The sequence below is a fragment of the Pelagibacterium montanilacus genome (genome assembly GCF_003992665.1).
Classification (GTDB): domain Bacteria; phylum Pseudomonadota; class Alphaproteobacteria; order Rhizobiales; family Devosiaceae; genus Pelagibacterium; species Pelagibacterium montanilacus.
The window spans coordinates 37,354-64,191 of sequence record NZ_RZMX01000001.1 but is presented as its reverse complement, the minus strand read 5'-3'; the positions used below and the strand labels follow the sequence as shown (position 1 = coordinate 64,191).

Sequence of the window (26,838 nt, the reverse complement as noted above, 5' to 3'; positions counted from 1 at the left end):
GGCGTTTTTCAACCGCAGGCGTACGAACCAGAAATGGAAAAGGACACCTTATGACGATTTCAAAGCTCATGGTTTCGACAGCGGCCGGCGCCGCGCTCATGCTTGGCGCTGTTGCTCCCGGGATGGCCCAGGAAAACACCGAGCCGGCGATGCCCGAGGCCATGCCCGAGATGAGTGCGCCCACGACCGATTTCTCGGACGCGCAGATCGAATCCTTCGCGGTGGCGTTCGTCGAAGTCAACGAGATCGGTATGAGCTTCGAACAGGAAGCCCAAGCCGCACAGAGCGACGAGGAACTGATGAACCTTCAGGTGCAGGCTCAGGAAGAAATGGCCGCAGCGGTGGAATCCACCGACGGTATTTCAGTTGATGACTACAACATGATCCTCACCGCCGCGCAGTCGGACCCCGAGTTCGGCGCGCAGATCCAAGCAGAGGTGGATGCACTTCTGCAGTAGGGCAGGGCAAGCCCAGGGGCAAACTTGCAAATACGAAAGGATTGACAAATGCGTAAACTGCTCATGCTTCTCGCGTTTCCGATGTTGATGGCCGTCGCTGCTTGCGACATGCCTCCTCCGGAAGATGGCGGCACTCCTCCCGCGGCTCCTGCTCCAGGCATGGATTCGCTTTAGGATAGCTTACAAAGGGCGCCCACCGGGCGCCCTTTTTCATCTGACTGGCTTGTGCAGCACCGCCATGACCACCCCACCTGCAATCAGTCCCCAAAATGCCGCGCCGATGCCCATTATGGTGACCCCCGACGCAGCCGTGACGAAGGTGACGATGGCGGGAAGCCGGGTGCCCTCGGACGCAGTGGCCCCGACCAGGGCGCCGGCAAGGCTGCCCAGAAGAGCCAGCCCGGCAACGGCCTGGATAAGCAGCGGGGGCGAGGCGGCAACAAAGGCTGCGGCCAGGCCCGCGCCCAGCGCCAGCACCACGTAGAAGGCCCCGCCGGACACCGCGGCGATATAGCGCCTCGTGGTATCGGCGCCCGCTTCGGGGCCCGCGCACAGCGCTGCGGTGATCGCCGCGAGATTGATCAGCTTGCCCCCGAGCACCGTGATCGCCATCGAGACGAGGCCCGTGGACACAAAGATCGGGCGAACCGGCGCCTCATAGCCATTGGCGCGGAGCACCGTCAGGCCGGGGATATTTTGCGAGGCCATCGTAACGACGAACAGGGGCACCGCAATTCCGATCATAGCATCGTGGCTGAAGGCGGGGATAACCAGTTGCGGCGCGGGCCAGCTTCCTGCCAGGGCTCCCTCAGGGAGCGGGGTGGTGAACCCGATGACGATCGCCGCGGCGAGGACCGCCAGCGGCACCGCCCAGATGCGGGCGAACCGCAAGGCAAGGGCCCATACAGCGATGATGGGCAGGGCGGACATCGGCATCTGGCTCGCAGCCTCGACGGGTGCGAGGCAGAGGCTGAAGAGGATGCCGGCCAGCATGGCGCTGGCCAGCGGCATCGGAATGGAGGAGACCGCCCGTCCGAACGGCTTCCACACACCGGCTGCAACGACCAGCACGCCGGCGATAAAGAAGGCGCCCACGGCGGCCGGAAACCCGCCTTCGACCGGGCCGGTCGATATCAGGAGCGCGGCTCCGGGGGTGGACCACGCGATGGCGATGGGCATGCGCGACCAGAGGCTGAGCACGATCCCGAGAAGGCCCATGGACAGGGTCAGGGCAAAGAGCCCGGACGCAGCCTCGGCGGGCGTTGCTCCCACGGCGGCCTGTCCCTGGAGCACGATGGCGAAGGACGACGCAAAGCCCACGGTGGAGGCGAGCAGTCCCGCCAGGATCGGCTGGGCGACGGGCGTGGACGCCGGTGTGGATCGTGAAGCCATGATGCGCGTTTCCCGAGGGTCGGTCCCGCGCTTATAATCGCCTGACCGCGGAATGGAAGTTTTGAACTTTGCCGGCTTTTCCAAGGATGATTTCTCATGACCCACAGCGAAACCCAGGCTCGGGAATCCCGGCGCGCGATCGTGACGGGCGGGGCGGGGCTGATCGGCTCGGCCATCGTCATCGCTCTGGCTGCCGAGGGGTGGGAAGTGGCGTGTCTCGATCTCAGGGAAGGGCCAGCGGTCGCCCGGTCTGTTTCATGCGACATCGCCAACGAGGCGTCGGTGTCCGAGGCGTTCGCGACGCTGGGGTGGGATCGGCTCGATCTGCTCGTGAACAATGCCGGGATCGCGGCTGCCCACGGCAAGCCTCTGGTCGATCTTTCGCTCGAGGACTGGCGCAAGGTGCTCGACAGCCATCTGACCGGTGCATTTCTCGTCAGCCGGTCGGCCGTGCCGCTGATGGGCAAGGGCAGTGCGATCGTGAACATGGCCTCAACCCGGGCTTTCATGTCCGAGCCCGACAGTGAGGCCTATGCCGCGGCCAAGGGCGGGCTGGTGGCGCTGACCCATGCACTGGCAGTCTCCCTGGGCCCCGCGATCCGGGTCAACGGGATCGCGCCGGGGTGGATCACCGACAAGACCGGGTTGCGCGATGTCGACCATTCCCAGCATCCCGCAGGGCGCGTCGGGCGACCCGAGGATATCGCGGATGCTGTGCTCTATCTCGCCGATGCGGGCTTTGTGACCGGCCAGATCCTGACGGTCGACGGGGGCATGACGCGCAAGATGATCTACGCCGAATAGAAGGGCGGCCAAGCTCCGCGGCGTCGGGCAATGGTCCCCTTGTCAATCGCTCCGTCCTCCTGTAGAGCCGTCAGTGGGCCATCCCTCCCCAACGAGGGACGACCCATCTGCAAGGATGGAGCACCATGACTGATATGACCGCGGCACACGCCGCCAAGCCGGCTGTTGTGCCGGCCAATCCCAATTTTTCTTCCGGTCCCTGTTCCAAGCGTCCCGGCTGGACGCTGCAAGCGCTCGCCGATGCATTGGTGGGGCGCTCGCACCGGGCCAAGCCGGCAAAGGCGCGCATCAAGCGGGCCATCGACCTGACCCGCGAGCTGCTGGAGGTCCCGGACGACTATCTGGTCGGCATCGTCCCCGCCTCGGACACCGGCGCGGTGGAGATGGCCATGTGGGGCATGCTGGGCGCCCGGGGCGTGGACATGCTCACCTGGGAAAGCTTCGGGGCCGGCTGGGTCACCGACGTGCAAAAGCAGCTCAAGCTCGACGATGTCCGGGTGCTCAAGGCCGATTACGGCCAGCTTCCCGATCTCTCGCAGGTCGATTTCTCGCGCGACGTGGTCTTTACCTGGAACGGCACCACTTCGGGTGTGCGCGTGCCCGATGGCGACTGGATCCCGGCCGACCGGGAAGGGCTCACCATCTGTGACGCCACTTCGGCAGCGTTTGCCCAGAATCTCGATTTCTCCAAGCTCGACGTGGTGACCTTCTCCTGGCAGAAGGCGCTGGGCGGGGAAGCCGCGCACGGCATCCTGATCCTCTCGCCGCGCGCGGTGGAACGGCTCGAAACCTTCACCCCCGAGAACCGGCCCCTGCCCAAGATTTTCCGCCTGACCAAGGGCGGCAAGCTGATGGCCGACGTCTTTGAAGGGGCGACCATCAACACGGTTTCGATGCTGTGCGTCGAGGACGCGGTCGATGCCATGGAATGGGGCAGGTCGATCGGCGGGCTTTCCGCCATGCAGGCCCGCGCCGATGCCAACGCCAAGGCGATCGCGGACTGGGTGGAGCGCACCGACTGGATCGATTTCCTGTGTCCCGATCCGGCGCTGAGGTCCAACACTTCGGTGTGCCTCAAGATCGTCGATCCCGAAGTCGTGGCGCTCGACGATGCGGCTCAGGCCAAGCTGGCCAAGGCCGTGGTCTCAAGGCTCGATGCCGAAGGGGTCGCCTATGACATCGGCGGCTATCGCGACGCGCCCACCGGTTTCCGGATCTGGTGCGGGTCTACGGTGGAAGCGGCCGATATCGAGGCGCTGGTGCCCTGGCTGGACTGGGCTTTTGCCGAGGAAAAGGCGGCGGCGCTCGCTTAGGCCCTGCGGGAGGAGCCGTCATGGCGAGCCTGAACCTGCGCAGCTTTGCTGCCGACACGCTGGCGCTGGTGATTTTTTTCACCATCGTGAGCGGGCTCAACGAGCGCTTCATCGCGGGCATGAGCTGGCAGGAGGTCTCGGTTTCGCGCGCGATCGGCGCCCCCCTCATGGTCCTCACGGCCCGGCCCTACGGCTATTGGCGGGACTGGTTCCTCAAGGCGACCAGCCCGCGTTCGCCCGGCGCGACCCTCGCCATGGACAGCATCGCGCTCCTGGCCTTCCAGGTGCCGATCTACGTGCTCATCATCTTTGCGAGCGGAGCACGCGGGTTGGGGATCGTGACAGGAGCGCTGGGTTTTGCCGCACTGATGCTGGTGCTGGGGCGGCCCTACGGGCTCTGGCTCGAATTCGTCCGCGGGCGGTTCGGGCTTACGGGGCCGGGTCAAAAGCCCATGTCGCTGGGCGGCTAGAGAGTTTTCACCGGGCGGGCGCGCCCGGGTTCCACACGATCATTTTTACGAGGGGGCCAGGTGCCCCCAAGCTGAACAAGGACAAGCGATATGGCCAAGGTACTGGTATCGGACAAGCTCAGCCCCACCGCGGTGCAGATCTTCAAGGACAATGGCGTGGAGGTCGACTACTTGCCCGATCTGGGCAAGGACAAGGACAAGCTGCTCGAGGTGATCGGGCAGTATGACGGGCTTGCGATCCGCTCGGCGACCAAGGTGACCGAAAAGGTCATCGCCGCGGCGACCAATCTCAAGGTGATCGGGCGCGCCGGGATCGGGGTCGACAATGTCGATATCCCGGCGGCGACGGCCAAGGGCATCATCGTGATGAACACGCCCTTCGGCAATTCGATCACCACCGCCGAGCACGCGATCTCGATGATGCTGGCGCTGGCCCGGCAGATCCCGGAAGCGGACGCGTCGACCCGGGCCTCGAAGTGGGAAAAGAACCGCTTCATGGGCGTGGAGGTCACCAACAAGACGCTGGGCCTGATCGGTGCGGGCAATATCGGCTCGATCGTTGCCGACCGTGCGCAGGGCCTCAAGATGAAGGTCATCGCCTATGATCCCTTCCTCACCCCCGAGCGGGCCGTGGATCTGGGCGTGGAGAAGGTCGAGCTCGACGAGCTGCTGGCCAAGGCCGATTTCATCACCCTGCACACCCCGCTGATCGATGCGACCCGCAACATCATCGACGCGGCGGCCATCGCCAAGACCAAGAAGGGCGTGCGGATCATCAACTGCGCGCGTGGCGGGCTGGTCGATGAGGCGGCGCTCAAGGACGGGCTGGAATCGGGCCATGTTGCCGGTGCCGCGCTCGACGTGTTCCTCGAGGAGCCGGCCAAGGACAACCCGCTGTTTGCGTTGCCCAACGTGATCTGCACCCCCCATCTGGGCGCTTCGACGACCGAGGCGCAGGAGAACGTGGCGCTGCAGGTGGCCGAGCAGATCTCGGCCTATCTCAACACCGGCGAAGTCATCAACGCGCTCAACTTCCCCTCGATCACCGCAGAGGAAGCCCCGCGGCTGACCCCGTTCGTGAAACTGGCGGAAATGCTGGGCTCGTTCGCCGGTCAGCTCACCGAAACCGCGATCAAGGGCATCCGGCTCGAGTTCGAGGGCGACGTGGCCGAGCTCAACACCAAGCCCATGGTGGCCGCGGCGCTCAACGGTGTGCTCAAGCCGCTGCTGGGGGACGTGAACATGGTGTCCGCGCCGGTGCTGGCGCGCGAACGCGGTATTGCGATGGAGACCGTCAACCGGGCCCAGCAGGGCGCCTATGACAATTACATCCGGCTCACGGTGCTGACCGAACGCCAGGAGCGCTCGGTGGCCGGGACGGTGTTCTCGGGCGGCAAGCCGCGCATCATCCAGGTCAAGGGCATCAACCTCGAGGCAGAGCTCTCGCCCAACATGCTCTACATCACCAATGAGGACAAGCCGGGCTTCATCGGTCGCCTGGGCACGCTGTTCGGGGAGCTGGGCATCAACATCGCGAACTTCAATCTCGGCCGGCTCGAGCAGGGCAAGGACGCCATCGCGCTGATCTCGATCGACAGCGTTCTGAGCGACGAGCAGCTCGGGCGGGTCTCCGATCTCGAGGGCGTGGTGCAGGCCAAACGCCTGAATTTCGCGCTCTGATCTGACGGCAAAGCCAAAAGAGCTTATGCCCCGCCGGGTTGCCGGCGGGGCATTTTCGTTTACGCGCTGATCGGGCCGGGTCCTCCTGCCGTAACCGAAGGGCAAAAAAAGCGGGAGGACGGGGCGTGCGGATTGCGATCATCGGTGCGGGAATTGGCGGGCTGACCCTTGCCCATGCGCTCAAGGACAGGGCCGAGGTGAGCGTTTTCGAGAAGGGACGCGGGCCCGGCGGGCGGATGTCGACCCGCCGGGACGGGCGGTTCCGGTTCGACCACGGGGCCCAGTGCTTTACCGCAAGGACCGAGCGGTTTTCCCGGTTTCTCGAGCCTTTCGCCGCCCGGGGGATGGTTGCCGAATGGGCCGGAAAGGCGCTCAATCTCGAGGATGGGCGGGTGCTTGGGCCGCGGGTCTGGGCCGAGCGGCATATGGTGGCGGTGCCCGCGATGAACGCGCTGCCGCGGGCTCTCGCGGAGGGCTTGGACGTGCGCGATGGGGTCACCGTTGCGCCGATCAGGGCCGATGGCGGTGGCTGGCGGCTTGCCGACGAGACGGCGGAGGAACTGGGCCGGTTCGACCGGGTGGTGGCGGCGAGCGTCCCGTCCCAGATCGAGCGGTTGTTCGGGGAAATCGAGGGCGAGCACCCACGCTTCCAGCGCCGGGCGGCCAAGCCCTGCCACGCGCTGATGGTGGGGATCGAGGGGCCCTGGAGCGAGGACTGGATTGCCGCCAAGCCCTTGACGGGACCCATCAAATGGATTTCGGCCGATTGCACCAAGCCGGGGCGGGACAGAGGTGTGACGACGCTGGTGGCCCATACGCGCAGCGGCTGGTCGCGGCGCCATCTCGATACGCCCGCCGCGCTTCTGGCGCCGGTGCTGGCCGAAGCGCTCGCGCGGGCGCTGCCCATGACGCTCGGGACGCCCGAGACGGTGGTTGCACATCGCTGGGGCTCGGCGCTGGTGGGCAAGGCGGCCCGGCAGGGACCTTGGTGGGACGGGGCGCGCGGGCTGGGCGCGACCGGGGACTGGGCAGCCACCAGCCGGATCGAGGATGTCTGTCTCGCGGCGCTCGATCTGGCCGCCAGCATGGGGCTGGAAAAATAGCCTTTGCCATGGGATGGCCAATTAATCATACTATACGCTAAAACGGGTTCGTAGACGGACCATGGGGACGACTGCGTAGGGGCGGGGCTCCAGCCGCGTTGCGGGCGAATAATCCCCGTTGCCTGGTTCCCAGTATAGACGGCTGGAGCGCAACCGGGATAAATCGAGCCAGGAACAGGGCAGACAGATGACCATGCAGGCACGAGGCAGCAGGGATACGGGCGGGGGCCCCATCACCCTGCCATCGGCCAAGCGAAAACCACACAATTTCCACGCGCAGGTGATCCATGAGCTGGGCACGGCGATCGTTTCTGGCCGTTTCGGTCAGGACCAGATCCTGCCCGGGGACGCGGAGCTCACCGAGCAGTTCGGGGTCTCGCGCACGGTTCTGCGCGAGGCGCTCAAGACGCTTTCGGCCAAGGGGATGGTTGAAGCGCGCGCGCGGGTGGGCACCCGCGTTCTGGGCCGGGCGCGCTGGAACATGTTCGACAGCGATGTGCTGGCCTGGCATCTGGAAACCGGGCTCGACATCGGCTTCGTGGACGCCCTGGCCGAGGTGCGCATGGCGCTCGAGCCCGAAGCGGCGGCGCTGGCGGCGGCCCGGCGCACCGACCAGCAGGCCGAGCGGCTGAGCCACTGGCTGGACAGGATGGCCGAGCCCGGCCAGAGCGCAAACCAGTTCGCGGTCAATGATTTCGAGTTCCACAAGGTGATCGCGGAAGCCTCGGGCAATCCCTTCATGCTCTCGCTCAGCGCGGTGGTGGAAGTGGCGCTGACCGCGTCCTTTGCCATCTCCTCGCCGGTGGAGGGCGGGGAGGCGTTCGACCGGGCCGTGCGCTTGCACCGTTCGCTGTGCGTCGCGATCGTGGACAGGGAGCCGGAAATGGCCCGCGCGGCGATGCGTCAGGCCATTCAAAGCGGCGTGGACCGGGCCCATCAGGCGCTTGGCGAGGGCGATGCGGCGGCCGATCACCACGCTTGATTGTGCGTGATCTGACGCCAAGAGGCGCTTGTTGGCGATGATTGGCTCTGATCGCCTCTGATCGCCCCGGGTGATCGGCAGACAAAAACGGGATTCTGCCACAATTGCCCTCTTTACAATAAATAATACTATATGCCAGTCTCTGGCCGCTGAACCGGAAAATCGGACAGCAGGTGGGGCGCCGGTCTCGGCGACACCGTTCAAGGGAGAGACACACCATGAAAGCAATCTACCTGGGCCTTGGCGCCCTGGTCGCGTCCACCGCACTGACCGCCATGCCGGTCGCAGCGCAGGACGCCGGCACCGTCGGCATCGCCATGCCGACCCAGTCCTCGGCCCGCTGGATTTCCGACGGCCAGTCCATGGTCGAGCAGTTCGAAGCTGCCGGCTATGCGACCGACCTGCAGTATGCGGAAGACGACATTCCCAACCAGCTCGCCCAGATCGAGAACATGATCGTTCGCGGCGTGGATGCGCTGGTGATCGCCTCGATCGACGGCACCACCCTGACCAATGCGCTGGAATCGGCCGCTGCCGAGGGCATTCCGGTCATCGCCTATGACCGCCTGATCCGTGGCTCGGAACATGTGGACTACTACGCAACGTTCGACAATTTCCAGGTCGGCGTGCAGCAGGGCCAGTCGCTGATCGACGGGCTGGACCTCGAGAACAACGAAGGTCCGTTCAACATCGAGCTGTTCGGCGGCTCGCCCGACGACAACAACGCCTATTTCTTCTATGACGGCGCCATGAGCGTGCTGCAGCCGCTGATCGACGATGGCACCCTTGTCATCCAGTCCGGCCAGATGGGCATGGACACGGTCGGCACCCTGCGCTGGGACGGCTCGGTCGCCCAGGCCCGCATGGATAACCTCTTGTCGGCCCACTACACCGACGAGACGGTCGATGCGGTGCTTTCGCCCTATGACGGGCTTTCGATCGGCATCATCTCCTCGTTGAGCGGGGTGGGCTATGGCAGCGACGACATGCCCATGCCCATCATCTCGGGCCAGGACGCGGAAGTCCCCTCGGTCAAGGCGATCCTTGCCGGCGACCAGTATTCCACAATCTTCAAGGACACGCGCGAACTCGCTCGCGTCACGGTCGGGATGGTCGAAGCGCTGCTCGAGGGCGGCGAGCCCGAGATCAACGACACCGAGACCTATGACAACGGCATCAAGGTCGTTCCTTCCTACCTTCTCGAGCCGGTCCTTGTGACCGAGGAGAACTGGGAAGAGGTCCTCGTGGGCTCGGGCTATTACAGCCGCGAAGAGATCGTGGACTGATCGATCCCTCCCCTGTGACGCGGCGTGCCTCGGGCCGCCGCGTCGCTTTGGTTCTCGCGCCGGCCGGGTGCCGGCCGAGGGCCTGACACGCGTTTGGGGCGAACGGTGATTGCCCTTTGGTCCCGAAAGCGCGATCCTTTTGAAAACCTGGAGCGGTTCGAGCGGTTCTCATGCCGGATCCGCGGACGCCTTCCGGGCGCAAATGACGGTGTGCCATGACCGCCCTTCTCGAAATGAAGTCCATTTCCAAGACGTTTCCGGGCGTTCGGGCGCTCGACAACGTCAACATGACCGTGACCGCGGGCGAGATCCACGCGCTCGTGGGCGAGAACGGGGCGGGCAAGTCCACGCTCATGAAGGTGCTCAGCGGGGTCTATCCCCATGGCGAGTACGAAGGGGAGATCCTTTTCGAGGGCACCGAGCGCCATTTCCACGGGATCGCCGATTCCGAGCGTGCCGGCATCGTCATCATCCATCAGGAACTGGCGTTGATCCCGCTGCTCTCGATCGCCGAGAACATCTTTCTGGGCAATGAGCGCGCCAAAAACGGGATCATGGACTGGGCCGAGACGTTCAAGCGCACAGAAGACCTGCTCAAGCGCGTCTCGCTCAAGGAGAACCCGCGCACCAAGATCACCCATCTGGGGCTGGGCAAGCAGCAACTGGTCGAGATCGCCAAGGCGCTGTCCAAGGAGGTCAAGCTTCTGATCTTGGACGAGCCGACCTCCAGTCTCAACGAAAAGGATTCCGAGGCGCTGCTCGATCTTCTGGTCGAGCTCAAGGGCAGGGGTGTGGCCTCGATCCTGATTTCCCACAAACTCAACGAGATCACGCGCGTCGCCGACCGGATCACGGTGCTGCGCGACGGCTCGACGGTCTCGACGCTGGACTGCCACAGCCAGGATATCTCGGAAGCCGACATCGTGCGCGACATGGTGGGGCGCGAGCTCAAGGACCGGTTCCCCCAGCGCAAGGTGGCGCTGGGCGAGACCGTGTTCGAGGTGCGCAACTGGACCGTCCACCACCCGATCCATGCCGAGCGCAAGGTGGTCAAGGACGTGAGCTTTTCGGTGCGGGCCGGAGAGGTAGTCGGCATTGCCGGTCTGATGGGCGCGGGGCGGACCGAGCTCGCCATGAGCCTGTTCGGGCGCTCCTATGGCCAGCACATTTCGGGCGAGGTGCTGATGGGCGGCAAGCCTGTCGATGTTTCGAGCGTGCCAAAGGCCATCGCCAACGGGCTGTGCTACGCCACCGAGGACCGCAAGACCTACGGGCTGGTGCTGATCAACGACATTCGCCACAACGTGCCGCTCGCCAATCTGGGGGGCGTGTCCAAGGGGCTGGTCGTCGATGCCCATGCCGAGCGCGACGTGGCCCAGCGCTATCGCGAGCGCATGTCGATCAAGAGCTCGGGGATCGACCAGAAGACCGGAAACCTGTCGGGCGGCAACCAGCAGAAGGTGGTCCTGAGCAAATGGCTTTATGCCGAGCCGGACGTGCTGATCCTGGATGAACCCACGCGCGGGATCGACGTAGGCGCCAAATACGAAATCTACACGATCATCAACGACCTCGCCGCAGCGGGCAAGGCGGTGGTGGTCATCTCCTCGGAAATGCCCGAACTGCTGGGGATATCGGACCGTATCCACGTGATGAACGAGGGCCGGTTCGTGGGCGAAATGCCGGTCTCCGAGGCCTCCCAGGAAAAGATCATGTCCCTGATCGTGCGCAGCAGCGGGGCGGCCGCCGCCTGACCCCGAGACCGACGCGCGAAAGCGAGAAACAGCGAGACACCACTATGGCTGACATTACAGAGACCAGGCGCGAAGGCGGGCAGATGGCGACCCTTGCCTATCTGCGCAACCACATGCGCGAATACGGCATCCTGTTCGCACTGATCGCGATCATGGTGTTCTTCCAGATATCGACGGACGGCATCCTGCTGCGTCCCACCAACCTCACCAATCTGGTGCTGCAGAACTCCTATATCGTGATCATGGCGGTGGGGATGCTGCTGGTGATCGTGGCCGGCCATATCGACCTGTCGGTGGGCTCGGTGATGGGGTTCATCGGGGCGCTGGCCGCGGTTCTGGTTGTGCAGATGGGCATTCCCTGGCCCATCGCGGCGATCATGTGCCTGGCCGTGGGCGCAGCCATCGGGGCCGCGCAGGGCTACTGGATCGCTTACTGGCGCATTCCCTCCTTTATCGTCACGCTTGCGGGCATGCTGGTGTTCAAGGGCCTGATGATGGTGCTGCTCAAGGGCCAGTCGGTGGGCCCGTTCCCCGAGGCGTTCCGATCCATCGCCTCTGGCTTCATTCCCGACGTGTTCGGTCTCGAGGGCTTGCACCTGACGTCCCTGCTGCTCGGCATCGGGACCGCAGCAATTCTCCTCGCGCTCTCGATCAGCGCACGGCACAAGGAACAGCGCCAGGGCGCGCCCGAGGAGCCGTTCGCGTTCTTTGCGGCCCGCAACGCGATCGTCGTCTTCGCGATCGTCTATCTCACCTATCTGATGTCGACCTCGCGCGGGCTGCCCAATGTCTTCATCGTGATGGCGATCCTGATCGTGGCCTACAGTTTCGTGGCCAAGCACACCACCATCGGGCGCCGCATCTACGCGGTGGGCGGCAACAAGAACGCGGCCAAGCTCTCGGGCATCAATGCCGAGCGGCTGACGTTCCTGACCTTTGCCAATATGGGCATGCTGGCCGCGCTCGCCGGGCTGGTCTTTGCCGCCCGGCTCAACATGGCGACGCCCAAGGCCGGCGAGACCTTCGAGCTGGACGTGATCGCGGCGGTGTTCATCGGCGGGGCCTCAATGGCCGGCGGCGTGGGCACGGTCGTGGGCGCGGTGGTCGGTGCGTTCATCATGGGCGTGATGAACAACGGCATGTCCATCATGGGCATCGGCATCGACTGGCAGCAAATGATCAAGGGGCTGGTCCTGCTCGCCGCCGTGATCTTCGACGTCTACAACAAGAACAAGGCGGGTTGACGGGACGGTCCGGGCGGTGAGCTCTGCTCTGGCGCCCGGACCCCCCGCCATTCCGCCCTGATGCCGGCCACCGCTTTCCTTCCCTTTCCGGTGGCCGGCAACATCATCTGACCCAGGAGTTTTTGCAGTGATCCATCTTTCCCAGATCGTCGACGCTGAGGGCGCGCGCCATGTGGTTGCCCGCAAGGGGCAGACGGCCCATACCGTTCCCGGCATCTCCAGCGTTATCGAGCTCGCCCGCGCCGCGATTGCGGCCGGACGCGGGCTTGTGGACGAGATCGAGGGGCGGGGCGAGGGCGAGGCGGTGGACCTTGGAGCGGCCGCCGCCGAGGGACGGGTGCTGGCCCCGGTCGATCACGAGGATCCCGCCCACCTGCACCTGACGGGCACCGGGCTGACACATCTGGGCTCGGCCACCACGCGCGATTCCATGCACGCCAAGGCCAGGCAGGCCGAGGCCGACGACGCTGCGACCGATTCCATGAAGATGTTCCAGATGGGACTGGCCGCGGGCAAATCGGCGGACGGGAAATGCGGGGTGCAGCCCGAATGGTTCTACAAGGGCAATGGCCATGCGCTGGCCGCGCCGGGCGCGCCGATCCCTTCGCCGTGCTTTGCGCTCGACGCGGGCGAGGAGCCCGAGATCGCGGGAATCTATCTCATCGCCGATGACGGTACCCCGATGCGGATCGGGTTCGCGCTGGCCAACGAGTTTTCCGACCACGTCACCGAGCGGCAGAACTATCTCTACCTCGCGCACTCCAAGCTGCGGTACGCCTCGGCGGGACCCGAGATTCTGGTGGGCGATCTGCCGGCCCATGTCGAGGGCAGCTCGCGCATCCGGCGCGGGGGCGCGGTGATCTGGGAAAAGCCGTTCCTTTCGGGTGAGGACAATATGAGCCACACCATCGCCAATCTCGAGCATCACCATTTCAAATACGACATCTTCCGCAAGCCGGGGGATGTGCATGTGCACATGTTCGGGACCGCGACGCTCTCGTTTGCCGACGGGATCTCGACCGAGGACGGGGATATGTTCGAGATCGAGGCGGCCCAGTTCGGCCTGCCGCTCAAAAATCCCATCTCCGTCGACGGGACGACCGATCCGACCGCGCTGGTCATGGTCAAGGCGCTCTGAGGGGACGGACGATGGCATTTTCCAAGGCCCAATGGCCGCGCAGGCTGCGGAGCCAGGAGTGGTATTCGGGCACTTCGCGCGACGCGATCTATCACCGGGGCTGGCTCAAGAACCAGGGCTATCCGCACGATCTGTTCGACGGGCGGCCGGTGATCGGCATCCTCAACACATGGTCGGATCTCACCCCCTGCAACGGGCATCTGCGCGAGATTGCAGAGAAGGTGAAGGCGGGGATCTGGGAGGCGGGCGGTTTCCCGGTGGAAGTGCCGGTGTTCTCGGCCTCGGAAAATACCTATCGGCCCACGGCGATGATGTTTCGCAACCTTGCGGCGATGGCAGTGGAAGAGGCCATGCGCGGCCAGCCCATCGACGGGGCGGTGCTGCTGGTGGGCTGCGACAAGACCACCCCTTCGCTGCTCATGGGCGCGGCCTCCACCGATATCCCCTCGATCGTTGTGACCGGCGGGCCGATGCTCAATGGCTGGTTCCGGGGCGAACGGGTGGGCTCGGGCACCGCGCTCTGGCAGATGAGCGAGGCGATCAAGGCCGGGGAGATGACGCCGGACGAATTCCTCGAGGCCGAGCAGGCCATGAGCCGGTCGTCGGGCAGCTGCAACACCATGGGCACGGCCTCGACCATGGCCTCGATGGCCGAGGCCCTGGGCATGGCGCTTTCGGGCAATGCGGCAATCCCGGCGGTGGATGCGCGCCGGCGCGTGATGGCGCAGCTTTCGGGCCGGCGGATCGTGGAGATGGTCAAGGACGACCTCAAGCCGTCCGACGTGATGACCCGGGCCGCGTTCGAGAACGCGATCCGCACCAATGGCGCGATCGGGGGCTCGACCAATGCGGTGGTGCACCTTCTGGCGCTGGCGGGGCGCGTGGGGCTCGACGTCACGCTCGAGGACTGGGACCGGCTGGGCCGGGACGTGCCCACGATCGTCAACCTGATGCCTTCGGGCAAATACCTGATGGAAGAGTTTTTCTATGCCGGCGGGCTGCCCGTGGTGCTGCGTTCGCTGCTCGAGGGCGGCAAGCTGCATGGCGATGCGCTGACGGTGTCGGGCCGCACGATGGCCGAGGAGGTCGCCGAGGCCAAGAACTGGAACGAGGACGTGATCCGTCCCGTGGACAAGGCGCTGACCGCACAGGGCGGGATCGCGGTGCTCAAGGGGAACCTCGCGCCCGACGGGGCGGTGCTCAAGCCCTCGGCGGCGTCCGAGCACCTGATGGTCCATCGCGGCCGTGCGGTGGTTTTCGAGGACATCGACGACTACAAGGCCAGGATCAACGACGAGGCGCTCGAGATCGACGAGACCTCGATCATGGTGATGAAAAATTGCGGGCCGCGCGGATATCCCGGCATGGCCGAGGTGGGCAATATGGGCCTGCCGCCCAAGGTGCTGCGCAAGGGGATCAAGGACATGATCCGGATTTCCGACGCGCGCATGAGCGGCACCGCCTATGGCACGGTGATCCTGCACACCTCTCCGGAAGCGGCAGTGGGCGGGCCGCTGGCCATCGTGCAAACGGGCGATTTCATCGAGGTGGACGTGCCCAACCGGCGGCTGCATCTCGATGTCCCCGACGCCGAGATCGCCGAGCGGCTGGCACAGTGGACGCCTTTGCCCGACCAGCCGCAATCGGGCTATGCGCGGCTTTATCTCGATCACGTCCAGGGTGCGGACACCGGCGCGGATTTCGACTTCCTCGTGGGCTGCCGCGGGAACGAAGTCCCGCGGGAATCGCATTAGCGGCGGTTTTCGGCTACCCACGTCCCGAGAGCCTCGACGCTCGATCACAAAACAAGGCGGGAGACGCTCAATGGCGCCGCACAAGGTCGCACTCGTCGGTCTGGGCAAGATCGCCCATGACCAGCACATCCCGGCAATCGCCGGAAACCCCGATTTCGAGCTCGCCGCGGTGGTGAGCCGGAACGCCACGCTCGAGGGGGTGGACTGTTTCACCTCGCTCGAGGCGATGCTCGAGGCCCGGCCCGATATCGACGTGGTTTCGCACTGCCAGCCGCCCCAGCCGCGCTTTGCCATGGCGGCGACAACGATCGCTGCGGGCCGGCACACGCTTCTGGAAAAGCCCCCGGGGGCGACGGTGGCCGAGGTCGAGACGCTCAAGGGGCTCGCGGCGGACAAGGGCGTGGTGCTGATGACCACCTGGCACTCGCGCCATGCGGCGGCGGTGGAGCCGGCGCGCCAATGGCTCGCGGGCAAGCGGATCGCGCGCATCGAGATCGCCTGGCGCGAGGATGTGCGCCGCTGGCATCCGGGGCAGGCCTGGATCTGGGAGCCGGGGGGGCTCGGGGTGTTCGATCCCGTGAGCAACGGGCTTTCGATCCTCACCGCGATCCTGCCCGATCCGGTGCACGTCACCGGTGCGGTTCTCGATTTTCCTGAGAACTGCCAGACCCCGATCGCCGGGCGCGTGCAGTTCACCGACGCGCACGGCACTCCGATCAGCGGGGATTTCGACTGGCTCCAGACCGGGCCCCAGAGCTGGGACATCACCGTGTGGACCGATGGGGGGCAGCTCGCGCTCTCTTCTGGCGGCGCCAAGATGGCGGTCGACGGGGAGATCCGGGTCGAGGCCGGGGATGCGGAATATCCGGGCATTTACGAGAAAGCCGCCGGGCTCCTGGCGGACGGGCAGAGCGATGTGGACGCCGCGCCGCTGCAACTGATCGCCGATGCGTTCTTGCTGGGGGAACGGCGGATCGTGGCTCGGTTCGAGGATTGAGCTGGGGGCTGAACCGCTGCAGGACCCCTCACCCCCGGCCCCTCTCCCTCAAGGGGAGAGGGGGGCTCCCTTGGCTGGTGATGTGCCTCATCCTTGGCCATTCGCGCCTAGCGTTCATGGTCTTCTTCGGATCCTTCAACGGGCGGGGTGTCAGTTTGCGCGCAACTCGGACGCGCAGCATTGGGCGCGGCTGCAGGATCCCTCACCCCCGGCCCCTCTCCCTCAAGGGGAGAGGGGGGCTCGCTTGGCTAATGCTGCGCCCTCGTCCGTGACCATTCGCGCCTAGCGCTCATGGCCTTCGGCGGCTCCCATCGCTCCACCGAAGCGATGGGTCGCTTGCGCGACCGCGTTGAAGTCTCCCTCAATAGAAGAGGGGGGCTCGTTCCAAATGGGCTGGGCCGGCTTTCCCTTCTCCCCTTGAGGGAGAAGGTGGGCTTTCGCGATAGCGAAAGGTCGGATGAGGGGTTTGGAGCGCTCCGGCAGATACGGGTTGCCGTGATTGCCCCACCCGGCCTTGGCTCGCATGGCGGTCATAGTTTTGTTCGGCCTCTCCGCAAGAACAAGGCGCTTAGGGGTAGGATGCGTCCGGCCAAAAGGTTGGTGAGTGCGGAAGCGCTGCTGACCCCTCACCCCCGGCCCCTCTCCCTCAAGGGGAGAGGGGGGCTCGCTTGGCCAAGGCTGCGCCCTCGTCCGTAACCATTCGTCCCTAGCGCTCATGGTCTTCTGCGGCTCCCATCGCGGCACCGGGGCGATGGGTCGCTGGCGCGGGCGCCTTGAAGTCCCTCAAGGGGAAAGTGGGCTTCCTTGGCGTGTGCTGCGCCCTCGGCCGTGACCAAAGCGCAGACGGTTTTGGAGTCGGCCTGCGCCCTTCTCTTCAAGGCGGGATGGGGAGGGCGGGTCAGAGCGTTGTGGTCGCCTCAGTCCTGGCCGAAGGCGCCCGGGGGGGTGGTGCGGACGATATCGGCGGCGCGGTAGAGGTGGAGGCGGAGGGTGCGTTGGGCGGCGTCGGGGTCGCGGTCGAGGATGGCGGTGGCGATCAGGCGGTGTTCGGACACCGAGCTCTCGAGCGTCCGGGCCGAGAGGGCGAAGCGGATCTGGGAAAGGATGAGGGCGAGCTGGAGGCGGCTGCTGACGGCGGCGAGCTGGGAATTGCCCGAAGCGGCAAGGATGGCGGCGTGGAAGGCGTGGTTTTCCGCGATGTAGCCGGCGTCGGTGCTGCGGGGATGGGGCTCCCAGATGGGCGCGATCCCGGCCTCGAACCGCTCGCGGATGTCGGGCAGGGCCATGCGCTGGGAGGCGCGGCGGGCGGCGAGTGCTTCCAGCTCGGTGCGGATTTCGAACAATTCGAGCGCCTCGATGCGCGAGAACCGGCGCACCAGAGCGCCGCGATTGGGCACGATCTCGATCAGGCCCTCGGCGGCGAGCTTGCGGAACGCCTCGCGCAAGAGGCCCCGGCCCACCCCATAGGCCGCGGTGAGATCGGCTTCCACCAGACGCTGGCCGGGGGCGAACCGGCCGCCGGCGATGGCGCGTGCCAGGCTGTCGGCCAGCGTACCGGCCTTCTGGCCGTGTGCGGGCCCCGCGGCAGGGACGTCCGTGCGGGCCGAAACGGCGGGGCGCTCGATCTGTTCGGACTGATTTGACACTGCGTTCACCTCCCCATGCCTGCTTGACCGCACTCGTATTGTCCTACAACATTGACCTATAATAACAGGGAGGTAAAGCCATGATGATCGGCAAGGCCGGTGCGGCCACAACGGCAATCAGCACGGCGGACGCGGATTCGCTGACCGTGAGGGGCCGCGACCTCTGCGGCGACCTGATGGGGTCGATGAGCTTCACGTCGTATTTCTTCCTGCTTCTGACCGGGCGCGAGCCGACCGAGGACCAGCGCTATTTTCTCGACGTGCTGCTGGTGGCGATCGCCGAGCACGGGCTGGTGCCGACCAACCAGGTGGCGCGCATGACGCTGGCGTCCGATCCCTCCGCGCTCCAGGGCGCCGTGGCCGCAGGGATTCTGGGCTGCGGCAGCGTGGTGCTGGGGACCGCGCAATATTGCGCCGATTTCCTCGTTGCGGCCCGGGAGCGGATCGGCGACGGGGATGCGGACGAAGGGCTGGAAGAGATGATCGGGGAAATCCGGGCGCGGGGAGACAAGGTGCCCGGCTTCGGCCATCCGCTGCACAAGCCGCGCGACCCGCGCGCCGAGCGGATTTTCGAACTCGCCCATGAGCGCGGGGTGGCGGGCGCGCATATTGCGCTCGCGCAGAAAAGCGCGGCGGCGGTGGAAGCGGTCTGGGGCAAGCCCCTGACGCTCAACGTTTCGATGGCCATTGCCGCGACGCTTCTGGACCTCGACTTCCCGCCCAAGATCGTCAAGGGCATCCCGATTCTGGCGCGCACCGCGAGCCTTCTCGCCCATCTGGCCGAAGAGCAGGAGACCCCGATCGGGTTCCTGATGGCGGCGCGGGCCGAAGAGGCGATTGCCTACGCGGGAGACAAGGAGTGAACGCCATGAGCTCGGCCGACGCGGATGCGCTTTACCGCCGCCAGATCGCATACCTGTTCGAGCGCTCGCAGTTTTATCGCGAGCGGCTTGCGGAGGCGGGGTTCGGCAGCCCTGAAAATGTCGGCGGGCTGGCCGATATCGGCAGGCTGCCCTTTACCGAAAAGAACGATCTGCGCGCCACGGTCGATGCGGATCATCCGATCGGCACCCACCTTGCCGCCAAGATGGACGACGTGGTTCGGATCTATTCGACCTCGGGGACCACGGGGTCGCCGTTCTACATTCCGCTGACGGCGCGCGATCTGGAGGACTGGATCGCGGTCTCGATGCGGTCCTATGCGGCCTCGGGGATCACGGCGGACGACCGGATCGTCTCGACCTACAATGCCGGCCCGTTCGTTGCCGGGGCGACGATCGATGCGTTCTCGCGGGCCGGGCTGACCCAGATTCCGGTGGGGGCGGGCAACACCGAGCGGCTGATGGCGGCGGTCCAGAAACTGGGGCCCACGGCCATGGCGCTGACCCCGTCCTATGCGCTCCATCTGGCCGAATGGGCGGAAAAGCGGGACATCGATCTGGCCGGTTCGACCGTCAAGCGGCTGCTGGTGGCCGGTGAGCCGGGGGGGAGCGAACCCACCCTGCGCGCGCGGCTCGAAAGCGCCTGGGGCGCGACGGTGACCGAAGCCATGGGGATCGGGGACATCTCGATCTCGCTCTGGGGCGAGTGCGAACACAAGGATGCCATGCATTTCGCCGGTGACGGTTATGTCCATATCGAGCTGATCGACCCGGTGTCGGGGGAGGTGATCCCGATGGAGGACGGGGCCGAGGGCGAGATGGTCTACACCCATCTGCGGCGCGAGGCTTCCCCGCTGCTGCGGTTCCGAAGCCGGGACCATGTGGTGGTCAAGACGGGCACCTGCGCCTGCGGGCGCACCGGGCCGCGCATCCGCTGCATCGGGCGCACCGACGACATGCTGATCGTGCGCGGGGTCAATCTGTTCCCCACCGCGCTGCGCGAGGTGGTGGCCCGGTTCGCGCCCGAGGTTTCCGGGGTGATCTCGATCCGGCCCTCGGCCAAGGGCGTCAAGCAGAGCCCGCCGCTTCCCGTGCAGGTGGAGCTGGCAGAGGGGGTCGAGCCCGACGAGGGCCTTGCCGAGGCGATCACCAAGGCAATCCGCGACACGCTGATCGTGTCGACCCGGGTCGGTCTGGTGGCCTGGGGGAGCCTGCCGCGTACCGACTACAAGTCCAAGCTCGTCGACTGGTCCGACGCATCAAGCCAAGGAGGAGACTGACAATGCGCAAGATGCAGACCCAGGGGGTCCATCACATCACCATCATGGGAGCCGACCGGCAGACCTCGATCGATTTCTGGGAGGGGACGCTGGGCATGCCCTTCATCTTCGACCAGCCCAATCTGGATCGGGCGAGCGAGAGCCACCTTTATTTCGATCCCGGTGACGGACGGCTGATCACGATCTTTACCGACGAGGAGCGCACGCCGGACGCGACACAGACCCCGGCCGATCAGGGTGCGGTGCACCATATCGCGTTTTCGGTCTCCCAGGCGACGTTCAAGCAGCTCGTCGAGCGGCTCGACGAGCGCGGGATCAAGCATTCGGGGCCCAAGGACCGGGGCTTCATGGATTCGATCTACTTCCGCGACCCGCTGGGGCTGTTGATCGAGCTGGCGTCCTACCGGTTCGATCCCCCAGAGGGACGCACCCATGCCGAAGTGCTCTACGAGGCGCATCTGATCCGGGTGGAACGCGGGGACTACAACATCGCGGAAATCCACCTTGCGGACGCCATCGAGAAGATGACCGAGGCGCGCTTTGCCTCGCTCTCGAGCGACCGCAGCCCCAAGAACCCCTATCGCAGCTAAACTCTATCCAAGGCAAAGGAGGAATGCCGACATGAAACTCTACATGCACCCCGCCTCGATCACTAGCCGCCCGGTTCGCCTGTTCATCGCGGAAAAGGGGCTCGCTGTCGACGAGCAGATCGTGGACCTTTTCACCGGCGAGCACCATCAGGAGCCGTTCTTGGCCATCAACCAGAGCCGGCTGGTGCCGGTGCTCGAGGATGGGGATGTGCGCCTGACCGAGAGCGCCACCATCCTGCGCTATCTGGCCGAAAAGAACGGGCTGGCCGAATACCCCACCGACCTCGTGGCCAAGGCCAAGGTCAACGAGGTGATGGACTGGGTGAACTCGAACTTTTATCGCGACTGGGGCTACAACCTCTGCTACCCGCAGCTTTTCCCGCACCACAAGCGCCCGACCGACGAGGGCCATCGGGTGGCGGTGGAATGGGGGCGCGACAAGTCCCATTTCTGGATGCAGGTGCTCAACGACAAATGGCTGGGCGACGGGCGGACCTATCTCACCGGCAGCGAGATCACGGTGGCCGATTATTTCACCGCCTCGATCGTTGCGCTGGGCCATGCGATCCGGTTCGATTTTTCGGCCTATCCCAATGTCGAGGCATGGCTGGGACGCATGAAGGCCCTGCCGCACTGGGCGGCGGTGTCCGAACAGCTCGAGGGGTTCAACGCCTCGCTTGAGGGTCAGAAATTCGTCGCCTGAGCGACCGGACGGGGGCCCCGGCGTGGGCCCCCGATCGCGATTGCCAACTAACATTTCAGTTGGCAATCAGCGCGCGGGGCACTATGTCATCGCCCCATGAGCACATTGATCGAAACCCTGCGGGGGGTTGTCGGCCCGCGTCACGTTCTGGTTGGCGATCGCGCCACGCGGCGCTATCGCAAGGGGTATCGCTTCGGGGAGGGCCATGTGCTCGCCGTGGTGCGACCGGGCACGCTGCTCGAGCAGTGGCGTGCGCTCAAGGCGTGTGTCGAGGCCGATATCATCGTCATCGTGCAGGCGGCCAATACCGGGCTCACCGGCGGCTCGACGCCTGACGGGGACGCCTACGACCGGCCCATCGTCATCTTCTCGACCCTGCGCATGACGCGGATCGACCTGCTCGACGGGGGCAAGCAGGTGGTGTGCCTGCCCGGCGCCACGCTGGACCGGCTCGAAAAGACCATCCGCCCGCTGGGGCGCGAGCCCCATTCGGTGATCGGGTCCTCGTGCATCGGGGCGTCGGTGACCGGCGGGGTGTGCAACAATTCGGGCGGATCGCTGATCCAGCGCGGGCCCGCCTATACCCAGCTTTCGCTCTTTGCGCAGGTCGATGCGAGCGGGCGGCTCAACCTCGTCAATCATCTTGGGATCGAGCTGGGGGAGGACCCCGAGACGATCCTGTCGCGGCTCGACCGGGGCGAATACAGTCCCGAGGACGTCATGGCGTCGGAGAACCAGTGGGCCTCGGACCGGGAATACAACCGGCATGTGCGCGATATCGAGGCCGATACCCCGGCCCGGTTCAACGCCGATCCGCGCCGGCATTACGAGGCGTCGGGCTCGGCGGGCAAGCTGGCGGTCTTTGCGCTCAGGCTCGACACCTTCGCGGCGGACAAGGACACCGGGGTTTTCTATATCGGGACCAATGACCCGGCCGATCTGGCGAAAATCCGCCGGCACATCCTTGCCAATTTCGAGAATTTGCCGATCCAGGGGGAGTATATCCACCGGGAGGCCTATGACATCACGCGCAAATACGGCAAGGACCTCTACCTCCTGATCCACCATTTCGGCACCGACACCGTGCCCAAGGCCTTTGCGGCCAAGAGCTGGGTGGACGGGATGACCGAGAAGGTCGGGCTGGGCGGGGCGATCAGCGACCGGCTGGTGCAGCTTGCGGTCAAGCTCTTTCCCGAGCATCTGCCCAAGCGCATGAACGCCTATCGCGACACCTACGCCCACCATCTCATGCTCAAGATGGGCGGGGCGGGGATCGCCGAGGCGCGGGACTTTCTCGGCGCGATGTTCCCCACGGCGAGCGGGGATTTCTTCGAATGCGACGCGGCGGAAGGCAGGGCGGCGTTCCTGCACCGGTTCGCGGTGGGGGGCGCGGGTGTGCGCTACCGCACGATGCATCCCGATACGGTCGAGGATATCGTGGCCATGGACGTGGCGCTGCCGCGCAATGCGGCGGAATGGTTCGAAACCCTGCCGGCGGAGATCGAGGCCAAGATGGAGGCCAAGATCTATTGCGGGCACTTTTTCTGCCACGTCATGCACCAGGATTATCTGGTGAAAAAGGGCGTGGACTGCGAAGCGCTCGAACACGAACTTTGGGCATTGCTCGACGCCCGGGGCGCGGAATATCCTGCCGAGCACAATGTCGGCCATCTCTATTATGCCAAGCCCGAGCTGGTGGACTTCTACAGATCGCTCGATCCGACCAACACCTTCAATCCCGGCATCGGACACACGTCCAAATGCCGGCACTGGGCGGATGAGAGCGGCGCACACAACCATGACGGGAGGACGCACGCACATGCTCAAGGGAATTGATCCGATCCTGGGACCGGACGCGCTTTACGTGTTGAGGGCCATGGGCCATGGCGACGATCTGGTGATCGTGGACGCCAATTTTCCCGCCTTCGCCACGGCCCAGCAGACGCCCTATGGCAAGCCGGTGCATTTCGATGCGCCGCTGCGCGACGTGGTGCGCGCCGTGCTCTCGGTGATGACCATCGACGGGTTCGTCGATGACGCGGTGGCGCGCATGGAAGTGGTGGGCAAGCCTGACGAGATGCCCGAGGCTGTGGCCGAGGTCCAAGGCATCGTCACCGATGCGGGCGGCACGATCACCAGCCTCGAGCGCTTCGCGTTCTACGAGCGCTCCAAGAAGGCGTTTGCGATCTTTTCCACCAATGAGCGGCGGTTCTACGCCAATCTCGCGATCCGCAAGGGCGTGATCGGCCCCGAGGGTTGATCGGCGCGCGGGCGGGGCGACGCCCGTCCATTCAAGAACACTGACGGGAGAAGGGCATGGACCTCAACCTCAAGGGCAAGGTCGTCATCGTGACGGGCGGCGGTTCGGGCATCGGGGCAGCCATTTCGCTCGGGCTGGCCGAGGAAGGCGCCATTCCCGTGATCGCGGGGCGCAGCCCGCTGACCCCGGAGTTCACCGCGCAACTGGACGCGGCCGGGGGGCAATACCTGTTCGTGCAGGGCGAACTCAGCGAAGACGCCAATTGCGCGGCGGTGGTCGAGGGGGCGCTTGCCGCCTATGGCCGGATCGACGGGCTGGTCAACAATGCGGGGCTCAATGACGGGGTGGGGCTGGACGCCAGTCCGGACGCATTCCGCGCCTCGCTCGAGCGCAACCTCGTCCATTATTTCACCATGGCGCATCTGTGCGTGCCCGAGCTGCGCAAGACAAGGGGGGCGATCGTCAACATCTCGTCGAAAACCGCGGTGACCGGACAGGGCGGCACCAGCGCCTACACCGCCGCCAAGGGCGCCCAGCTTTCGCTGACCCGGGAATGGGCGACCTCGCTGCGCAAGGATGGCATCCGCGTCAATGCGGTGATCCCCGCCGAGGCGATGACCCCGCTCTATGAGAAATGGCTTTCGACCTTCGAGAACCCCGAGGCCAAGCTGGCCGAGATCACGCGGCGCATTCCGCTTGGTCAGCGCATGACCGAGCCGCGCGAACTGGCCGACGCTGTGCTGTTCGCGCTGTCGGACCGCGCGGGCCACACCACGGGCCAGTGGCTGTTCGTGGATGGCGGGTATACCCATCTGGACCGGGCGCTCGATTAGGGCGTTCCTGCTACTGTGAGAGCGTCGGGCCGCGCGTTCGTGGGAACACTCTAGCTACCCTCGATCAACCGACCGTCTTCGAGGCGATAGCGGCGGGCGGTGAGGGCGGTGATTTCATCGGGCTGGTGGGAGACGAGCAGGGCATGCCAGCCGCGTGCGGCGACCAGCGCGCCGATGAGATCGCGGATGGGGGCAATGGTTTCGGCGTCGAGCCCGGAAAAGGGTTCGTCGAGCAGGAGCACGGGGCGGTTGCGCAGGAGCGTACGGGCAAGCGCGACCCGCTGGCGCTGGCCGCCCGAGAGCTCGGAGGCCTTGCGCCCGCCCATGCCGGCCAGGCCCATTTCCGCCAGCGCCTGTTCGACCGCCGCGTCCGAGGCCCGCGCCCTGGGGCCAAGCCCCAGCGCGACATTGGCGGCTGCCGAGAGGTGGTCAAAGAGATTGTCGGCCTGGAACAGGATCGAGACCGGGCGCTCTTCGGGCGGCAGGCCCACCAGCGAGCGGCCATCGAGCCTGATGTCCCCGCTTGCCGGATCGAGAAAGCCGGCGACCAGATCGAGCAGGGTGGATTTGCCCGAGCCCGAAGGGCCCACCAGCCCCACGATCTCGCCGGGGGCCGCCGAGAGCGAGAAGTCATAGGCCTGCTCGGATCCGCGGTGGCGGAAGGTCAGCGCATCAATCTCGAACATGAGCCAGCCTTTCAAACAGGCGCGGGATGACGAGGAAGGCGGTGACGCTCAGGATCAGCAGCAGGGCGGCGATGGCTTCGGCATCATTGGTGCGGTAGGCGCCCAGCGCGCGGAACATCAGCCAGGGCAGGGTGGAAAAGCTCTCGGTGCCAAAGAGCGAAATGACCCCCAGATCGCCCAGCGAGAAGACGAAGGCGAGCGCTGCCGCATAGCCCATGGGGCGCGCGAGCAGCGGCCATTCGAGCATGCGCCACTGGCTGGGGCCCGACAGGCCCAGCGCGCGGATCAGTCGTCCGTGGCGGCTCGTGATCGCTTCGAGGGCTGGGGCGAGGGTGGCAAAGGCGAAGGGCAGCGAGAGCAGCGCATTGGCGATGACCAGAACCACTGGTGCCGCGGCGCCGGTCGAGAGCCCGGTCTGGCGCGCCAGAAGGAAGAAGCCCAGCGAAAGGACGACCGCGGGTACGGCGAGATAGGTGAAGACGGGAATGCCGAGCGCCAGATGGGCCGGGCGGGTTCGCGAGACCAGCGCGCGGGCCATGCCCAGCCCGATGGCGAGCGCGAGGCACAGTGCGGCGCTGGCGATCCCGACCCAGAGGCTGGTGGCGCCGGCGCGCCAGAAGCCGGGCAGGTCCCACAGATCGAGAATGGCGTTGTCGAGCCCGCGCACCAGAACCGCGAGCAGCGGGGCGAGAAAACCGGCGAGGAGCACGACCAGAAGCACCAATTGCAGGCGGGCTACAGGCCGGGATTCGGGCCAGTGCAGGAGCGTGCGGCGCCCAAAGAGGGTTGCGGCCGGAGCAAGGGTGGTTGCGGGCACGATGATCAGCGCGCAGACCACGAGCTGGACCAGCGACAGGCGCACGGCGGCGCCAAGATCGAAATCGAGCCGCACCGCTTCGTAGATCGCGACCTCGAGGGTCTGGTTGCCCGGGCCGCCGCCCAGGACGAGCACGATGGCAAAGCTGGTGAAGCACAGAAGGAAGATGGTGGCGCCCACGCCGGGAATGGTGCTGGCAAGAGCGGGCAGGTCGAGAATGGCGAGCCGGCGGACGGGCCCCAGCCCCAGCGCGCGGCCGAGCCTGAGCTTTTCGGGCGGGATGGCTTCGAGCCGGTCGAGCATGATGCGGGCGGCGAAGGCACCGTTGAGGATAACATGGGCGAGAACGATCCCCTCGAGCCCGAAGACCGACGAGCCGATTGAGGTTCCCAGATGGTCGAGCAGCGCATTGATCCAGCCGGCGCGGCCCCAGACCGCGATCAGCCCGGCGACCACGACCAGCGAGGGCAGGACCAGTGCCGAGGAGAGCATGCCCACCACCAGCGCGCGTCCGGGAAAACGCAGCCGGTCGAGCGACCAGGCAAGGATGAACCCGGTCAAAAGCGAAAGGATGGTCGAGAGCCCGGCCTGGGCCGAGGACATGCGCAACAGGTGCGCGATGTCGGGACCGGCGCCGGACCGCGTGGCAAAGCTCTGGCCCGCGACCCAGAGGGCCGCGAGCAGAGCCGCGATGAGCGCGGCGACGAGCCCGGCGATCGTATAGCCCGACAGCCGGCGCACGGGCCGCCATCCACGCAGCGATGGCG

24 protein-coding genes are annotated in these 26,838 nt (G+C 65.9%); 20 read left to right on the top strand and 4 right to left on the bottom strand.

Translation table 11 applies throughout. The features are described 5' to 3' along the window. Positions 1-50 precede the first annotated feature (50 nt). On the top strand, positions 51-458 hold the full coding sequence (locus EO136_RS00305; protein ID WP_127142452.1) for a DUF4168 domain-containing protein: 408 nt from the start codon (positions 51-53) through the stop codon (positions 456-458). Between the two features lie 210 nt (positions 459-668). On the opposite strand, the gene EO136_RS00300 is transcribed toward EO136_RS00305, so the two are convergent. After that, the gene (locus EO136_RS00300; protein WP_127142450.1) at positions 669-1,850 is read right to left on the bottom strand and encodes a benzoate/H(+) symporter BenE family transporter; all 1,182 of its coding nucleotides are present in this window, start codon (positions 1,848-1,850) and stop codon (positions 669-671) included. 96 nt (positions 1,851-1,946) lie between these two features. Here EO136_RS00300 and EO136_RS00295 point away from each other — a divergent pair, with 96 nt between their 5' ends. The 12 genes from EO136_RS00295 to EO136_RS00240 all read left to right on the top strand — a co-directional run bounded on the left by EO136_RS00295 (position 1,947) and on the right by EO136_RS00240 (position 16,375). Continuing rightward, on the top strand, positions 1,947-2,654 hold the full coding sequence (locus EO136_RS00295) for an SDR family oxidoreductase (RefSeq protein WP_127142448.1): 708 nt from the start codon (positions 1,947-1,949) through the stop codon (positions 2,652-2,654). A 125-nt stretch (positions 2,655-2,779) separates the two neighbouring features. Next, positions 2,780-3,967: a phosphoserine transaminase gene (locus tag EO136_RS00290; protein ID WP_127142446.1), complete on the top strand. Its 1,188-nt coding sequence runs from the start codon at positions 2,780-2,782 to the stop codon at positions 3,965-3,967. Between the two features lie 20 nt (positions 3,968-3,987). After that, positions 3,988-4,437 carry an L-alanine exporter AlaE gene (gene alaE / locus EO136_RS00285; RefSeq protein ID WP_127142444.1) on the top strand — a complete coding sequence of 150 codons (450 nt, stop codon included), beginning with the start codon at positions 3,988-3,990 and terminating at the stop codon, positions 4,435-4,437. 90 nt (positions 4,438-4,527) lie between these two features. After that, a complete protein-coding gene (gene serA / locus EO136_RS00280) occupies positions 4,528-6,117 on the top strand; it encodes a phosphoglycerate dehydrogenase (RefSeq protein WP_127142442.1) in 1,590 nt (529 codons plus the stop codon). 125 nt (positions 6,118-6,242) lie between these two features. Beyond that, positions 6,243-7,220 carry an NAD(P)/FAD-dependent oxidoreductase gene (locus EO136_RS00275; RefSeq protein ID WP_127142440.1) on the top strand — a complete coding sequence of 326 codons (978 nt, stop codon included), beginning with the start codon at positions 6,243-6,245 and terminating at the stop codon, positions 7,218-7,220. Positions 7,221-7,407: 187 nt separating this feature from the next. Continuing rightward, positions 7,408-8,202 (top strand): FadR/GntR family transcriptional regulator, encoded by a 795-nt coding sequence (locus tag EO136_RS00270; RefSeq protein ID WP_425466575.1) that lies wholly within the window; start codon positions 7,408-7,410, stop codon positions 8,200-8,202. Positions 8,203-8,420: 218 nt separating this feature from the next. After that, positions 8,421-9,488 carry a multiple monosaccharide ABC transporter substrate-binding protein gene (gene chvE, locus EO136_RS00265; RefSeq protein WP_127142438.1) on the top strand — a complete coding sequence of 356 codons (1,068 nt, stop codon included), beginning with the start codon at positions 8,421-8,423 and terminating at the stop codon, positions 9,486-9,488. 215 nt (positions 9,489-9,703) lie between these two features. Next, positions 9,704-11,242: a multiple monosaccharide ABC transporter ATP-binding protein gene (mmsA, locus tag EO136_RS00260; protein WP_127142436.1), complete on the top strand. Its 1,539-nt coding sequence runs from the start codon at positions 9,704-9,706 to the stop codon at positions 11,240-11,242. A 44-nt stretch (positions 11,243-11,286) separates the two neighbouring features. Continuing rightward, a complete protein-coding gene (mmsB, locus tag EO136_RS00255; RefSeq protein ID WP_127142434.1) occupies positions 11,287-12,486 on the top strand; it encodes a multiple monosaccharide ABC transporter permease in 1,200 nt (399 codons plus the stop codon). 130 nt (positions 12,487-12,616) lie between these two features. Continuing rightward, entirely contained in the window at positions 12,617-13,624 is a 1,008-nt protein-coding gene (araD1, locus tag EO136_RS00250; protein ID WP_127142574.1) for an AraD1 family protein, read from the top strand. An 11-nt stretch (positions 13,625-13,635) separates the two neighbouring features. After that, positions 13,636-15,378 carry an L-arabinonate dehydratase gene (gene araD / locus EO136_RS00245; protein ID WP_127142432.1) on the top strand — a complete coding sequence of 581 codons (1,743 nt, stop codon included), beginning with the start codon at positions 13,636-13,638 and terminating at the stop codon, positions 15,376-15,378. 70 nt (positions 15,379-15,448) lie between these two features. Then, positions 15,449-16,375, top strand: coding sequence for a Gfo/Idh/MocA family protein (locus EO136_RS00240; protein ID WP_127142430.1), 927 nt, complete (start codon positions 15,449-15,451; stop codon positions 16,373-16,375). A 917-nt stretch (positions 16,376-17,292) separates the two neighbouring features. On the opposite strand, the gene EO136_RS00235 is transcribed toward EO136_RS00240, so the two are convergent. Beyond that, positions 17,293-18,021, bottom strand: coding sequence for a GntR family transcriptional regulator (locus tag EO136_RS00235; protein ID WP_164730364.1), 729 nt, complete (start codon positions 18,019-18,021; stop codon positions 17,293-17,295). A gap of 80 nt (positions 18,022-18,101) precedes the next feature. Between EO136_RS00235 and EO136_RS00230 the strand changes: the two genes are divergently transcribed. The 7 genes from EO136_RS00230 to EO136_RS00200 all read left to right on the top strand — a co-directional run bounded on the left by EO136_RS00230 (position 18,102) and on the right by EO136_RS00200 (position 24,568). Continuing rightward, positions 18,102-18,884 carry a citryl-CoA lyase gene (locus EO136_RS00230; RefSeq protein ID WP_127142425.1) on the top strand — a complete coding sequence of 261 codons (783 nt, stop codon included), beginning with the start codon at positions 18,102-18,104 and terminating at the stop codon, positions 18,882-18,884. Positions 18,885-18,889: 5 nt separating this feature from the next. Further along, on the top strand, positions 18,890-20,182 hold the full coding sequence (locus EO136_RS00225) for a phenylacetate--CoA ligase family protein (RefSeq protein ID WP_127142423.1): 1,293 nt from the start codon (positions 18,890-18,892) through the stop codon (positions 20,180-20,182). Between the two features lie 2 nt (positions 20,183-20,184). After that, positions 20,185-20,772 carry a VOC family protein gene (locus EO136_RS00220; protein WP_127142421.1) on the top strand — a complete coding sequence of 196 codons (588 nt, stop codon included), beginning with the start codon at positions 20,185-20,187 and terminating at the stop codon, positions 20,770-20,772. Positions 20,773-20,803: 31 nt separating this feature from the next. Then, a complete protein-coding gene (locus EO136_RS00215; protein WP_127142419.1) occupies positions 20,804-21,475 on the top strand; it encodes a glutathione S-transferase family protein in 672 nt (223 codons plus the stop codon). Between the two features lie 96 nt (positions 21,476-21,571). Next, on the top strand, positions 21,572-23,311 hold the full coding sequence (dld, locus tag EO136_RS00210; RefSeq protein ID WP_127142417.1) for a D-lactate dehydrogenase: 1,740 nt from the start codon (positions 21,572-21,574) through the stop codon (positions 23,309-23,311). Continuing rightward, entirely contained in the window at positions 23,295-23,735 is a 441-nt protein-coding gene (locus EO136_RS00205; RefSeq protein ID WP_127142415.1) for an RbsD/FucU family protein, read from the top strand. Before dld ends, EO136_RS00205 begins: the two co-directional genes overlap by 17 nt. 56 nt (positions 23,736-23,791) lie before the next feature. Next, positions 23,792-24,568 (top strand): L-fucose dehydrogenase, encoded by a 777-nt coding sequence (locus tag EO136_RS00200; protein ID WP_127142413.1) that lies wholly within the window; start codon positions 23,792-23,794, stop codon positions 24,566-24,568. Positions 24,569-24,618: 50 nt separating this feature from the next. Here the strand turns inward: EO136_RS00200 and EO136_RS00195 are convergent, their stop codons facing one another. Together EO136_RS00195 and EO136_RS00190 are read right to left on the bottom strand one after the other, a co-directional pair. Then, entirely contained in the window at positions 24,619-25,254 is a 636-nt protein-coding gene (locus EO136_RS00195) for an ATP-binding cassette domain-containing protein (protein ID WP_127142411.1), read from the bottom strand. Further along, positions 25,241-26,812: an ABC transporter permease family protein gene (locus tag EO136_RS00190; protein ID WP_127142409.1), complete on the bottom strand. Its 1,572-nt coding sequence runs from the start codon at positions 26,810-26,812 to the stop codon at positions 25,241-25,243. Before EO136_RS00190 ends, EO136_RS00195 begins: the two co-directional genes overlap by 14 nt. Between the last annotated feature and the right edge of the window lie 26 nt (positions 26,813-26,838).

Excerpts from the sequence above, each read along its gene's own strand:
- EO136_RS00195 (WP_127142411.1), bottom strand. The coding sequence starts at position 25,254 with ATGTTCGAGATTGATGCGCTGACCTTCCGCCACCGCGGATCCGAGCAG.
- chvE (WP_127142438.1), top strand. The coding sequence starts at position 8,421 with ATGAAAGCAATCTACCTGGGCCTTGGCGCCCTGGTCGCGTCCACCGCA.
- EO136_RS00205 (WP_127142415.1), top strand. The coding sequence starts at position 23,295 with ATGCTCAAGGGAATTGATCCGATCCTGGGACCGGACGCGCTTTACGTG.
- EO136_RS00240 (WP_127142430.1), top strand. The coding sequence starts at position 15,449 with ATGGCGCCGCACAAGGTCGCACTCGTCGGTCTGGGCAAGATCGCCCAT.
- alaE (WP_127142444.1), top strand. The coding sequence starts at position 3,988 with ATGGCGAGCCTGAACCTGCGCAGCTTTGCTGCCGACACGCTGGCGCTG.
- EO136_RS00220 (WP_127142421.1), top strand. The coding sequence starts at position 20,185 with ATGCGCAAGATGCAGACCCAGGGGGTCCATCACATCACCATCATGGGA.
- mmsB (WP_127142434.1), top strand. The coding sequence starts at position 11,287 with ATGGCTGACATTACAGAGACCAGGCGCGAAGGCGGGCAGATGGCGACC.
- mmsA (WP_127142436.1), top strand. The coding sequence starts at position 9,704 with ATGACCGCCCTTCTCGAAATGAAGTCCATTTCCAAGACGTTTCCGGGC.
- EO136_RS00200 (WP_127142413.1), top strand. The coding sequence starts at position 23,792 with ATGGACCTCAACCTCAAGGGCAAGGTCGTCATCGTGACGGGCGGCGGT.
- EO136_RS00230 (WP_127142425.1), top strand. The coding sequence starts at position 18,102 with ATGATGATCGGCAAGGCCGGTGCGGCCACAACGGCAATCAGCACGGCG.
- EO136_RS00305 (WP_127142452.1), top strand. The coding sequence starts at position 51 with ATGACGATTTCAAAGCTCATGGTTTCGACAGCGGCCGGCGCCGCGCTC.
- araD (WP_127142432.1), top strand. The coding sequence starts at position 13,636 with ATGGCATTTTCCAAGGCCCAATGGCCGCGCAGGCTGCGGAGCCAGGAG.
- EO136_RS00225 (WP_127142423.1), top strand. The coding sequence starts at position 18,890 with ATGAGCTCGGCCGACGCGGATGCGCTTTACCGCCGCCAGATCGCATAC.
- EO136_RS00300 (WP_127142450.1), bottom strand. The coding sequence starts at position 1,850 with ATGGCTTCACGATCCACACCGGCGTCCACGCCCGTCGCCCAGCCGATC.
- EO136_RS00215 (WP_127142419.1), top strand. The coding sequence starts at position 20,804 with ATGAAACTCTACATGCACCCCGCCTCGATCACTAGCCGCCCGGTTCGC.
- EO136_RS00295 (WP_127142448.1), top strand. The coding sequence starts at position 1,947 with ATGACCCACAGCGAAACCCAGGCTCGGGAATCCCGGCGCGCGATCGTG.
- dld (WP_127142417.1), top strand. The coding sequence starts at position 21,572 with ATGAGCACATTGATCGAAACCCTGCGGGGGGTTGTCGGCCCGCGTCAC.
- EO136_RS00290 (WP_127142446.1), top strand. The coding sequence starts at position 2,780 with ATGACTGATATGACCGCGGCACACGCCGCCAAGCCGGCTGTTGTGCCG.
- EO136_RS00270 (WP_425466575.1), top strand. The coding sequence starts at position 7,408 with ATGACCATGCAGGCACGAGGCAGCAGGGATACGGGCGGGGGCCCCATC.
- serA (WP_127142442.1), top strand. The coding sequence starts at position 4,528 with ATGGCCAAGGTACTGGTATCGGACAAGCTCAGCCCCACCGCGGTGCAG.